Source organism: Cerasibacillus quisquiliarum, from assembly GCF_014202495.1.
In the GTDB taxonomy this organism is placed as follows: Bacteria; Bacillota; Bacilli; order Bacillales; family Amphibacillaceae; genus Cerasibacillus; species Cerasibacillus quisquiliarum.
In genome coordinates, this window is record NZ_JACHHA010000018.1 from 1 (window position 1) to 11,955 (window position 11,955).

The 11,955-nt window shown below is 36.5% G+C and carries 11 protein-coding genes and 11 tRNA genes; 1 reads left to right on the forward strand and 21 read right to left on the reverse strand.

What is annotated here, in order from left to right:
* Positions 1–698: 698 nt before the first annotated feature.
* The 12 genes from HNQ35_RS12950 to HNQ35_RS13005 all read right to left on the reverse strand — a co-directional run bounded on the left by HNQ35_RS12950 (position 699) and on the right by HNQ35_RS13005 (position 2,742).
* Positions 699–772, reverse strand: a tRNA-Ile gene (locus tag HNQ35_RS12950).
* Positions 773–780: 8 nt separating this feature from the next.
* Positions 781–854: transfer RNA gene (locus tag HNQ35_RS12955), tRNA-Gly, on the reverse strand.
* Between the two features lie 30 nt (positions 855–884).
* Positions 885–961: transfer RNA gene (locus HNQ35_RS12960), tRNA-Pro, on the reverse strand.
* A gap of 13 nt (positions 962–974) precedes the next feature.
* Positions 975–1,051 (reverse strand) — tRNA-Arg (locus tag HNQ35_RS12965).
* A gap of 67 nt (positions 1,052–1,118) precedes the next feature.
* Positions 1,119–1,201 (reverse strand) — tRNA-Leu (locus HNQ35_RS12970).
* Positions 1,202–1,259: 58 nt separating this feature from the next.
* Positions 1,260–1,332, reverse strand: a tRNA-Lys gene (locus HNQ35_RS12975).
* Positions 1,333–1,428: 96 nt separating this feature from the next.
* Positions 1,429–1,502 (reverse strand) — tRNA-Gln (locus HNQ35_RS12980).
* A gap of 5 nt (positions 1,503–1,507) precedes the next feature.
* Positions 1,508–1,584 (reverse strand) — tRNA-Asp (locus HNQ35_RS12985).
* A gap of 28 nt (positions 1,585–1,612) precedes the next feature.
* Positions 1,613–1,684 (reverse strand) — tRNA-Glu (locus tag HNQ35_RS12990).
* 15 nt (positions 1,685–1,699) lie between these two features.
* Positions 1,700–1,790, reverse strand: a tRNA-Ser gene (locus HNQ35_RS12995).
* 7 nt (positions 1,791–1,797) lie between these two features.
* Positions 1,798–1,872, reverse strand: a tRNA-Asn gene (locus HNQ35_RS13000).
* 414 nt (positions 1,873–2,286) lie between these two features.
* Positions 2,287–2,742, reverse strand: a complete 456-nt coding sequence (locus tag HNQ35_RS13005; RefSeq protein WP_146938683.1) for a SprT family protein — start codon at positions 2,740–2,742, stop codon at positions 2,287–2,289.
* 184 nt (positions 2,743–2,926) lie between these two features.
* On the opposite strand from HNQ35_RS13005, the gene HNQ35_RS13010 reads away from it, so the two are divergent.
* Positions 2,927–4,396, forward strand: a complete 1,470-nt coding sequence (locus HNQ35_RS13010) for a catalase (RefSeq protein ID WP_146938682.1) — start codon at positions 2,927–2,929, stop codon at positions 4,394–4,396.
* Between the two features lie 32 nt (positions 4,397–4,428).
* Here the strand turns inward: HNQ35_RS13010 and HNQ35_RS13015 are convergent, their stop codons facing one another.
* The 9 genes from HNQ35_RS13015 to alr all read right to left on the reverse strand — a co-directional run bounded on the left by HNQ35_RS13015 (position 4,429) and on the right by alr (position 11,870).
* Positions 4,429–6,594 carry a Tex family protein gene (locus HNQ35_RS13015; protein ID WP_146938681.1) on the reverse strand — a complete coding sequence of 722 codons (2,166 nt, stop codon included), beginning with the start codon at positions 6,592–6,594 and terminating at the stop codon, positions 4,429–4,431.
* Positions 6,595–6,693: 99 nt separating this feature from the next.
* Entirely contained in the window at positions 6,694–7,464 is a 771-nt protein-coding gene (sigB, locus tag HNQ35_RS13020; protein ID WP_146938680.1) for an RNA polymerase sigma factor SigB, read from the reverse strand.
* A complete protein-coding gene (gene rsbW, locus HNQ35_RS13025) occupies positions 7,424–7,912 on the reverse strand; it encodes an anti-sigma B factor RsbW (RefSeq protein WP_146938679.1) in 489 nt (162 codons plus the stop codon). Before rsbW ends, sigB begins: the two co-directional genes overlap by 41 nt.
* Positions 7,913–7,920: 8 nt before the next feature.
* The gene (locus HNQ35_RS13030) at positions 7,921–8,235 is read right to left on the reverse strand and encodes an STAS domain-containing protein (protein WP_146938678.1); all 315 of its coding nucleotides are present in this window, start codon (positions 8,233–8,235) and stop codon (positions 7,921–7,923) included.
* An 87-nt stretch (positions 8,236–8,322) separates the two neighbouring features.
* Complete coding sequence (locus HNQ35_RS13035) at positions 8,323–9,324, reverse strand: PP2C family protein-serine/threonine phosphatase (protein ID WP_146938677.1); 1,002 nt, start codon at positions 9,322–9,324, stop codon at positions 8,323–8,325.
* 6 nt (positions 9,325–9,330) lie between these two features.
* Positions 9,331–9,750 (reverse strand): anti-sigma regulatory factor, encoded by a 420-nt coding sequence (locus HNQ35_RS13040; protein ID WP_146938676.1) that lies wholly within the window; start codon positions 9,748–9,750, stop codon positions 9,331–9,333.
* 189 nt (positions 9,751–9,939) lie between these two features.
* Positions 9,940–10,308: a type II toxin-antitoxin system PemK/MazF family toxin gene (locus HNQ35_RS13045; protein WP_146938675.1), complete on the reverse strand. Its 369-nt coding sequence runs from the start codon at positions 10,306–10,308 to the stop codon at positions 9,940–9,942.
* 4 nt (positions 10,309–10,312) lie between these two features.
* Positions 10,313–10,597, reverse strand: coding sequence for a CopG family ribbon-helix-helix protein (locus HNQ35_RS13050; RefSeq protein ID WP_146938674.1), 285 nt, complete (start codon positions 10,595–10,597; stop codon positions 10,313–10,315).
* Between the two features lie 148 nt (positions 10,598–10,745).
* Entirely contained in the window at positions 10,746–11,870 is a 1,125-nt protein-coding gene (gene alr, locus HNQ35_RS13055; protein ID WP_146938673.1) for an alanine racemase, read from the reverse strand.
* Positions 11,871–11,955: the final 85 nt, after the last annotated feature.

Consider the following 11,955-nt stretch of genomic DNA (forward strand, 5'->3'; position numbering starts at 1 on the left):
GTATTAGGCACGCCGCCAGCGTTCGTCCTGAGCCAAGATCAAACTCTCCAAAAAAAGAGTTATTTTAAACGTATAAACGTTTATCTTAGCAATTTGATTAAAGAAAAACAGGGTTGTTTTCCTTGACATTACTGGTTGTTCTGTTCAGTTTTCAAAGTGCAATTTTGGTTGCCTTTAAGCAACTCTTACATTGTATCATGAAAGTAATATCATGTCAAAATATTTTTAAAAAATCCAAGTGACTAACAAGCACTAGATAACATTACCACACTTCATTAATTATTGTCAACAGTATTTTAAAGTTTATTAATAAGCATGGGATTGCTTCTAACAATGAATTAAACTTTAACATAAAGCTTTACTAAAGTCAACGCTTTTTTAAACCCTATCTAAAGAATCATAAATTCTTGTTCATTTACTCAGTCATTCTCCTGTTCAAAAAATAAAGAGCCTTGGACTCGTATCAAAAAACTGACTTGCGTTTACTTTAAATTTATAATATCGTGTTGTTTTGTTCACTCAAAAGGCACAATAATATGCGTGTGTTGCCGAAATGACAGACTTAAATCTCATATAAGATAACCCAGACCTTAAGTGCTGTCCACAGAAAACATAAGTATGAAATAAAGGTCCATATACGGAAATAAAATAACGGTGTTCATTTAACTGAACACCGTTATTCGAGCTTTACTTCGAAATGGGCCTGAGTGGACTCGAACCACCGACCTCACGCTTATCAGGCGTGCGCTCTAACCAGCTGAGCTACAGGCCCGTAAATAATGGAGCGGGTGAAGGGAGTCGAACCCTCGACATCAGCTTGGAAGGCTGAGGTTTTACCACTAAACTACACCCGCATAAATGTTTTTTATTTAAAAATTGTTAAATGGTCGGGAAGACAGGATTCGAACCTGCGGCCCCATGGTCCCAAACCATGTGCTCTACCAAGCTGAGCTACTTCCCGCAACTCATTTGAATGGCGCGCCCGAGAGGAGTCGAACCCCTAACCTTTTGATCCGTAGTCAAACGCTCTATCCAATTGAGCTACGGGCGCTAAAGCGACCCATTGATTATAATATATGTAGTATTAAAAATCAAGTCTTTATAATTTTAAAATTGAATGCGGCCGAGAGGACTTGAACCTCCACCGGGTTGCCCCGACTAGGCCCTCAACCTAGCGCGTCTGCCATTCCGCCACGGCCGCGTTTTATTTTAAAGTCTAAGTTAGATTGACAGAGCATTTGAAAGGTTCAATTAACAAATGAGCCATGGAGGAATCGAACCTCCGGCCCTCTGATTAAAAGTCAGATGCTCTACCGCCTGAGCTAATGGCTCCTAACAGTGATGTTTCATAGTAAATGGTACTTCAAATCATTTTATATTATTAAGATACAAATAAAAAATGAACAACTGTAAATTAATTAAGAAAAATGGCTGGGCTACTAGGATTCGAACCTAGGCTCACGGGACCAAAACCCGTTGCCTTACCGCTTGGCTATAGCCCAATCTCTGGCGGTCTGGACGGGACTCGAACCCGCGACCTCCTGCGTGACAGGCAGGCATTCTAACCAACTGAACTACCAGACCACACCATTTTCCACTAAATATAACAAAGTGACCCGTAGGGGATTCGAACCCCTGATACCGCCGTGAAAGGGCGATGTCTTAACCACTTGACCAACGGGCCATAAACAGTAATAAATGGCGGAGAAGGAGGGATTTGAACCCTCGCGCCGCTAATGCGACCTACGCCCTTAGCAGGGGCGCCTCTTCAGCCTCTTGAGTACTTCTCCAAACATATGGCTCCACAGGTAGGATTCGAACCTACGACCGATCGGTTAACAGCCGATTGCTCTACCACTGAGCTACTGTGGAATATTTTGGATATAAGCTAACAGTTGTTAAATTTTATAAAAAATCTATATTTTCTAGATAAGCTGTCTTTATTTCATTTATCACTATAATGTTGAGTTGATTTAGAATAACAGTGACAACAAAAGTTATTCTACAACAGTTTTTAAATCTTGTCAACACTTTTTGTTTCTTTAAGAATATCTTTTACTTCTAAAGAAGCAAGCCTAATTAATTTAACATGTTCACTCAAAATAGTCAATCCTTTTGTAAAAAATCATGTCATATTTTACTTATTGACCATTTTTCATTAGCCATAGAAATACAAATACGGTTTGTTTTAAAGTGAATCCAAATTCATATGTTCCATATACTATTATATTATTACAAAAATCCTTTAATCTATAAAAGCATGATTTCAACATGATAAGCTGTTTTTTATTTCATATGCTTCAATCTTCCACCGCATTTTCCGCAACTATATCGTTTAATATTAATTCGACGTATACGGTAATAAGGTTGTCTGCATTTTATACAAATATATATATGCTTCTTTTTCCTTTGCTGTGAAGGTAGAGGTTTACAATATCGGGGTGAGTTCGTCTTTTTTAATAAATCTTTAAACTCTGGATCACTATGCTTGTACCCTTTGCCTTCTATATGCAAGTGGTAATGACAAAGCTCATGCTTTATTATTCCTATAAACTCATCCTCGCCCAATTCTATTAAATATTTTGGATTTAGCTCAATTCGTTTTAACGCAGGAATATATCGACCACCTGTCGTTCGCAGCCGATTATTATAAATAACTTCATGCATAAACGGTTTATTAAAAAATGCCTTGGAAATACGGTCCACTAAGACAACTAATTCTTGTGCATTTAAAACAGGCAAAACAAAACACTTCCTTTAATAAAGAAATCAATATGACTATTAGTTTATCATATTTATTCCATTCGTTAGTAAAGTATATTAAATATTTATTTAAAATAATTCTATTTAAGTATTGATTATATTTTAGTATGTGTTATAATTTAATTGTCATTAAAAAATAGAACTTTAACGAGAGGTGCGTACAATGAAAAACAAACATAATAAACTAACGACAGCAGCAGGTGCTCCTGTACCAGATTATGAGAATTCATTAACTGCTGGGCCTAGAGGTCCGATGTTACTTCAAGACGTGTGGTTTCTTGAAAAGCTTGCTCACTTTGATCGTGAAGTGATTCCAGAAAGACGTATGCATGCTAAAGGTTCTGGTGCTTACGGGACATTTAAAGTAACAAATGATATTACAAAATATACGAAAGCAAAAATCTTCTCCGAGATTGGTAAAGAGACAGACATGTTTGTTCGTTTTTCAACAGTGGCTGGAGAAAGAGGAGCAGCAGATGCAGAACGAGATATACGCGGATTTGCTATGCGTTTCTATACAGAAGAAGGAAACTGGGATTTAGTTGGGAATAACACGCCTGTATTTTTCTTTCGAGATCCATTAATATTCCCAGACTTAAACCATGCTATCAAACGTGATCCACGTACTAATATGCGAAGTAAAAATAGTAACTGGGATTTTTGGACTTCTTTACCTGAAGCATTACATCAAGTGACCATTGTCATGAGTGATCGTGGTATTCCTAAATCATATCGTCATATGCACGGTTTTGGTAGCCATACATTTAGTATGATAAATGATGATAATGAACGTGTTTGGGTTAAATTCCATGTGCGAACACAACAAGGCATTGAAAATCTAACAGATCAAGAGGCTGAGGAACTCATTGGAAAAGATAGAGAAAGTCATCAGCGTGATTTATACGAAAATATCGAAAATGGTAACTTCCCTAAATGGAAAATGTATATTCAAGTCATGACAGAAGAGGAAGCAAATCAGATGCCTTATAATCCGTTTGATTTGACAAAAGTATGGTATAAAGATCAATTCCCACTTATAGAAGTAGGAGAGTTTGAATTAAACCGTAATCCAGAAAACTATTTTGCTGAAGTAGAGCAAGCAGCATTTAATCCTGCAAATGTAGTTCCAGGAATTAGCTTCTCACCTGACAAAATGTTACAAGGGCGATTATTTGCTTACGGTGATACCCAACGCTATCGTTTAGGAGTAAATCATCATCAAATACCTGTAAACCAACCCAAATGTCCATTCCATAGCTTTCACCGAGATGGAGCTATGCGTGTTGACGGAAACCACGGAAGTCGTCTAGCTTATGGTCCAAATAGTTATGGTGAATGGCAAGATCAGCCTGAATATAAAGAACCACCTCTACCAATCTATGGAGATGCTGATCGCTGGAACTTCCGTGAAGATGATGATAATTACTTTGAACAGCCTGGACGTTTATTCAATTTAATGAGTGACGAACAAAAACAAGTTCTTTTCGAGAACACTGCCCGTGATATGAAAGATGTAGAAAAACATATTAAATTACGTCATATTTATCACTGTTACCAAGCCGACCCTGCATATGGTGAAGGTATTGCCAAAGCTCTCGATATTCCATTGAGCGAAGTCGATCAATTAAAATAATCAAAAAGAGGCTGAGTTTTGTCTCAGCCTCTTTATTTATTTAACATAGATAGGGCAATTCTCTCTTTATCAATATCGACATCTTCTACCCAAACCGTTATGATATCTCCTACAGATACGATATCCATTGGGTGTTTAACAAAATGATTAGACATTTTAGAAATGTGAACGAGCCCATCTTGTCCAACGCCAATATCTACAAAAACACCAAAGTCAACGACGTTTCGTACCGTTCCCTCCAATTCCATACCTTCTTTTAAATCTTCTAATGATAAAATATTTTTTCGTAAAACAGGCATCGGTAAATCATCACGTGGATCGCGTTCAGGTTGAACGAGTGCCGCCATAATGTCTTCTAGTGTTGGAAGACCAATGTTTAATTCTTGACTTATTTGTTCTTTATCGATCGTTTTTAATTTATCTGCAAGCTTTTCTGTTCCGATATCTTCAAGGTTAAAATGCAGCATTTGTAATAACTTCTCAGTTTGCTCATAACTTTCTGGATGAATAGGCGTCCGATCTAACGGATGTATACCATCAATAATTCTTAAAAAACCGATACCTTGCTCATATGTCTTAGCACCAAGACGCGGAATATCTTTAAGTTGCTCGCGACTTATGAACTTGCCATTCTCATTGCGATAAGAAACAATATTATTAGCTACCGTTTTATTCAAACCAGACACATACTGGAGTAATGATGATGAGGCAGTGTTCACATTAACCCCAACTTGGTTAACAGTTGTTTCAACAACAAAACGCAATGACTCACTTAAAGCCTTTTGGCTGACATCGTGCTGGTATTGACCGACGCCGATAGACTTTGGGTCAATTTTAACAAGTTCTGCAAGTGGATCTTGAACACGGCGAGCGATGGAAGCCGCACTTCTTTCTTCAACTTGTAAATCTGGAAATTCTTCTCTAGCTAGTTTAGATGCCGAATATACGCTAGCACCTGCTTCATTTACGATAATATATTGGATATCTACTTGATGCTTTCCAATGACATCCGCTATAAATTGTTCTGTTTCACGCGACGCCGTTCCATTCCCAATCGCAATTAAACCGACATTATATGAAGATAGGATCGTTAGTAATGTTTTCTCTGAAGCTTCGATATCATGATGTGGTGCATTTGGATACATCACATCTACTTTAAGTAGTTTACCTGTTTCATCAATAACTGCTAGTTTACAACCAGTTCGAAATGCTGGATCAACACCGAGCACAATATTTCCTTTTAATGGTGGTTGTAATAATAAGTTTTTTAAATTCGTTGAGAAAATTTCTATCGCTTGTGCTTCTGCTTCTTCAGTAAGCTGATTACGAATTTCACGTTCTATTGATGGTTGTATTAAGCGTTTATAACTATCGTCAAGCGCTTTTGAAATAAACGTTTTTACGTCTTGAGATGTTGAAGGCTTAATAACATTTTTATTTAAATATTGCAAAATAAAATCTATCGGTGGCTTAATTGCTACGCGTAAGACACCTTCTTTCTCTCCACGATTGAGTGCTAATATTCGATGAGATACGATTGAGTTAACTTTTTCTGTGTAATCATAATACATTTCATAAACTTTTCTTTTATCTTTATCTCGATCCTTTTCATTTGATTGAATGGTACCTCGTTTAAATGTTTCTGAACGAATCCATTCACGATATGTTGGATTGTCAGAAACCCATTCTGCTATAATATCGTTTACACCTATAAGAACATCTTCAATCATATGTAATTCATGTTCATCAGAAAGATAATTGACTGCTTCATGCTCTAAAACAATATCCTCTTGATTCCAAATAAGTTCTGCCAAAGGTTCTAGGCCTTTTTCCTTAGCTATCGTTGCGCGCGTTCTTCTTTTTTGTTTAAATGGGCGATAAAGGTCTTCAACACGTTGAAGTTTAGTAGCTTTCTCGATTTCCTTTTTTAATTCATTTGTTAATTTGCCTTGCTCATCAATGAGACGAATGACTTCTTGCTTTCTAGCCGCCAAATTGTTAACATATTCCCATTGGTCTTGAATAGATTTTATTTGCACTTCATCGAGACCACCTGTGAATTCTTTTCGATAACGTGCAATAAACGGAACCGTATTCCCTTCATTTAGTAATTGAATAACTTTTTTTACAATTGGTAGCTTAACATGCACATCGTTGGCTACAAGCTCTATTAATTCTTGATTAAGGTTCGACATCATCTTCTCCTCCACTTCGTCATTATTTTACCAAACATTTACCTTCCTTTCATCGATTACTCGCTTTTAAACAAAAAAACGGCTCGCAGCCGCTCAAGTGATTTATTCAATGAATTCAGTAAGATCTTTGCGTATAACTTCACGCAATTTTTTTAGTGCTTTGCGTTGAAGTCTGGATACATGCATTTGTGAAATACCAAGTTGTTTTCCAACTTCTCGCTGTGTTAACTGTTTAAAATAGGTCCCTCGGATGATTATTTGTTCGCGCTCTGATAATGTTGATAATAATTTTTCAAAAAATGCGTTTAACTGAACCTTTTCAAATCCTTGTTCTTGTTGACCGACCATATCTAATAGTGATTGATTACGATTTTCACCATCTTTAAATTGATGATCCATCGACATTGCTTGATAACTTCTCCCCATTTCTAATGCTTCTAATATAGCTTCTTCATTTTCATCAAGATGCAATGCTAGTTCATTAATGGTAGGAGAACGGTGATACGTATTTGTTAAATGCTCGACTGCCTTTTTGATTTTGGGATTTAGCTCCCGAACTCTTCTAGGTACATACACACTCCATGTATGATCACGTATGTAACGTTTGATTTCACCGATAATTGTAGGAACAGCAAATGATTCAAATGGTTTACCGTAATCTTCATCAAAACGATTAATCGCTGATAACAATCCAACCATCCCTACTTGCACTAGATCTTCATAAATTGAATGTGATTTAGCATACCGACGGGCTAATGAATGAACGAGATTTGTATAATGACGTACAAGTCTCTCACGCGCTTCCTTATCTTTTGGGTTTTCTTGAGTTCGTTTAATCCAATGATACACTTGTGGCTGATATTTCGTTCCCATCATCGTCCACCTCTGTTTCATTTTTATATTTTGTCATGAGAACGAGAACGCCATAATCATTATTAATTTCTACTTTGTCCATTAATGCATCAATTAAAAAAAGGCCAAAACCTCCTTCACGTAACGTCATTATCGATTCAAGCGATTCATATGGACCGATTTTTTCCTTAATATCCTCAAACTTAAAACTTTCTCCATGGTCAGATACGATTATCTCTAAGCGATTATCATATATTCCAAAACCGATATGAACCTCTCCTATTACTTTGTCGTTATAAGCGTGCTCTACGGTATTCGTAATTGCTTCAGATATCGCAATTTTTAAATCTTCTATATCATCATAGCTAAACCCCATACGACTTGCGATTCCTGAAACAGTTAACCGTACAACACCTACATATTCTGCTTTAGCTGGAATACGCATTTCAACAAAATCAAACGCTTTCATTTTGTGCATCACCTCTCTTCTATATCCATAATTTCATTTAACCCGGTAATTTTAAAAAGACGTAATACACGACGGTTTAAATGAGTTAGTTTTAAATGACTACTATGTTTTTTTGTTGATTTTAAAGCCCCAATGAATACTCCTAAACCCGTACTATCCATATAACGAACTTGACTAAAATCTACCTCAACGACAGTACCTTCCCTTTCTGTTAAAGGGATTAATCTTGTTTTTAATTTATTCGCAGTATAGACGTCAATCTCACCAGATAATCTTACTGTAGAACAGTTGTCTTTTTCTAATACATCAATCGATAAGTTCATTGTTATCTCCCTCCCCCCTTATCTCTTACAGATACGAACAGAACATACAATTTACATGTACCCTGTTTTCCACATAATAAAACTTTTTCAATACTTTTTTAATATAATTAGCGTAAAGTCATCTTGTTGATAGTACTCTGATAAGCTATTAAAATGTTGATAAACATTTTCTACAATGTCCTGAGCCTTTAACTTCATTGATTGCCGTATAATTCTTAATAACTCTCCTCGTTTCGCAAACTGATCACCATTCCTATACTCTGTCACACCATCTGTTAGTAAAATGATCATATCGCCTGCTTTAAGTTCTTGCTCATACTGTGAATAACTAACATCAGTTGAAACACCTAGAACGAGGCCTTTTGCTTTTAAATTATAAAATGTATCTGTTTCTTTACAATAGTAAATACCTGGTTCATGCCCAGCCGAAGCATAGGTTAATAGACCATTTTTATATTTAGCATAGATCATCGTTATAAACATACTTGAATCCACATTTAACTCAACAACATGATTTAAACGTCGTAGTATGTCATTCGGATTCATTAGTTGTTCTGGAAAACTTTCCATAGCATATTTAATCATAGACATACAGAGTGCAGCAGGAATGCCCTTACCGATAATATCAGCTAGAGCAATTCCAATACTACCATCTTTTCCAGTTACAAAATGATAATAATCACCGTTCATTTGCTTTGCGGGGACACTTATTACTCCTATATCCAAGCCATCAACTTCAGGAAGTGTTGATGATAATAATGTTTTTTGTATATTAGCGGCGAGTGATATCTCTGTTCGCATAGCGAGTTGTTTTTCACGTAATGTTTCATTTTCTTGTATGGCCAATCCGTAAGAAATCATCGTTTCCAATAAAAACTGACACATATAAACCATTTCTTCATAAATAGTAGGATAAGTTTCTCGCAATACTTGTATGTGTAGATCAATAATTTCCTCTGGCAAAATGTTCTTCTTAATAAAGTTCCGAGTTAAACGTTCAGCACGATATAAAGCGCCTTCATCTTGTGTTGAAATATATTGATTTAATAGTTGTTTGTATGTTTCCTTATCAAGCATGATTGCTTTCATCTGTTTTCACCCTTCGTTGTCACATGATCTTACCCATTTAATGACTTTAATACGCGTTCCTTCACCAACAATAGATGTTATTTCAAATTCATCCATCATTCGTTTAATTCCGGGTAAGCCTGCGCCCAATCCTTCTGACGTTGAATAGCCATCTTCCATTGCCTTTTCAATATTTTTAATGCCTGGACCCACATCACTTGCTATGATTCGCAAACCTTTTTGTCCGGTGCCCTCCATTATTTGAAAACAAATCTGCCCCTTCTCAGCATACAAAAAAATATTATTAGCTATTTCAGAAATCGTCGCAGCAATTCGTGCAATCTCGACAAGACCGAACTGTAATTGTTCGGCAAACTGACGACCAATCTGACGAGCATAGATGATATCTCTTTCTAGTTGAATCGATACACAAGATTGGCTATCCAATATTTTCTCACTCCCCTTACAAGAGGTTTTATTCAAATTTCCAAAAATTACCTTAAATTGATATATTATTTTTATTATAAACAGAAGGACTATTTTATACAAGTCCTTCTAAGGCATTTTTACACATAATCACTATATTTGGACATAAAAAAACCCCACAGTTTTACACCAGGGGGATCGAACAGTGATTTACTTGCTATGGTTCTCATACAGGTCCTTTAATCCTAAACTAATTTCCAATGCATGATTTATTTTTTTCATCATTTTATCATCTAACTTTGTAATTCTATCTGTTAGACGTTGCTTATCTAAGGTACGAATTTGTTCTAACAAAATAACTGAATCCTTATCAAAACCGTACTTTTTCGCATCAATTTCTACATGGGTTGGTAGTTTAGCTTTTTGAATCTGTGCGGTAATAGCTGCAACAATGACAGTCGGGCTAAAGCGGTTCCCAATATCATTTTGCAGGATCAGGACCGGGCGAACACCTCCCTGTTCTGATCCAACCACTGGAGAAAGATCAGCGAAATATACTTCGCCTCTTTTTACACCCAAATTATTACACCCCTATCACAGTTCGTTCTAGGGTGACTTCGGCCTCCTCTTCAGCCTGAAAAGCCTCTGAAGCAATCTTAAGGTTAATCCTTGCCATCTCCTCATAACCCTTTTGCATGGATTCATACATTTTATGCAAATGCTCCTGTTTCTTTGCTTCCAAATAGTTTCTTGTAGCCTGACAGATGAAATCACTAAGATCTTTGTTTTCGTATTTCATCACTCCATCCACCTCATTCAATAGGTTTTTCGGCATTTTTACTAAAACTTCTTGCAAGCCTTCTGACAATACCATGCACCTCCACCAACATTTGAACGACCATTATGAAATCATTACAATAATATCATTACAGCAAATGAAATGCAAAGCGATTCTTTACCTTTTTAAAAAAACGTGTCTAAACTTGTCTTACCAATGAACATACTTCCAAGTCGTATTAAATATATTTTCTCGGAATACGCTCATTAAGCATACATGTTACTTCATACGGGATTGTCCCTAAGTACTTAGCAATATCATCAACTTCTATCACTTCTTGTTGATCTCTTCCGATTAATGTTACTTTTGTGCCGATTGGATATGATTGATCAAGGTGAATCATCATCTGATCCATACAAATCCGCCCAATAATCGGGCATTTCTTTCCATTTATAAGGACATAAAAGTCTTGTAAATCTCTTGCCCATCCATCTCCATAACCAATTGGTACGGTGCCTACCCAGCCATCTTCATTCAAAGTATACGTACTCCCATAACCGATTTTAGTTCCTTTGGGCACCCACTTAACATGCGTTAGTTGACTATACAGAGAGAAGGCGGGTTTAAGTGAGATCATCTTTTCGGATTTAATCCACTGTGATGGATATTGACCATACATAGCAATACCGTAACGAATATAATGTCGCATCTGTTTCGGAAAACGAATCGCCGCTGCACTGTTACCTGTATGAATACGAATGGTATCTGATTCTGGCCACTTTTTTTGAAAAATATTTAGTAAACGGAAAAAGCGCTGAGTTTGCTCTTCATAATAAGCCGAATTTTCCTCATCTGCAGTGGCGAAATGCGTGAAAATACCTGTTAAGTGAACTTGTGGTGTTTGTTTCAAAGCAAGGAGAACTTCATTTAGTTCACGTTCTGTCCTTATTCCGATTCGGCCCATGCCAGTATCCCATTTCATATGAACTTGTAAATCAGTAGTGAGCGGCACTTTTTTTACTTCTTCTAACCATTCTTCTTGAAAAACGGTAAGTGTAATATTATGTTTAGCTGCTATTGAACTATCTTTCGGATCTACCCAACCAAGAACTAATATCGGTGCAGTAATACCAGCACGTCTTAAAACAAGTGCTTCTTCTAACAAAGCTACAGCTAGAGCTTTGGCTCCTGAAGATAGAGCTTTTCGAGCAACTTCTACACTGCCATGACCATATCCATTTGCTTTAACAACTGCCATAATTTCTGTCTTTGTGCTTAATGTATTTTTGATTTGTTTTATATTATATCCAATTGCAGATAAATCTATTTCTGCCCATGTGGGACGGTATAAAGTTGCTACCACATTTGACACCCCTAAACATTTAATATCTTTAATCTTATTATTTCCCTTTCTTTAGGGGCTGTCAATCATCGACTTAGAGAATAAA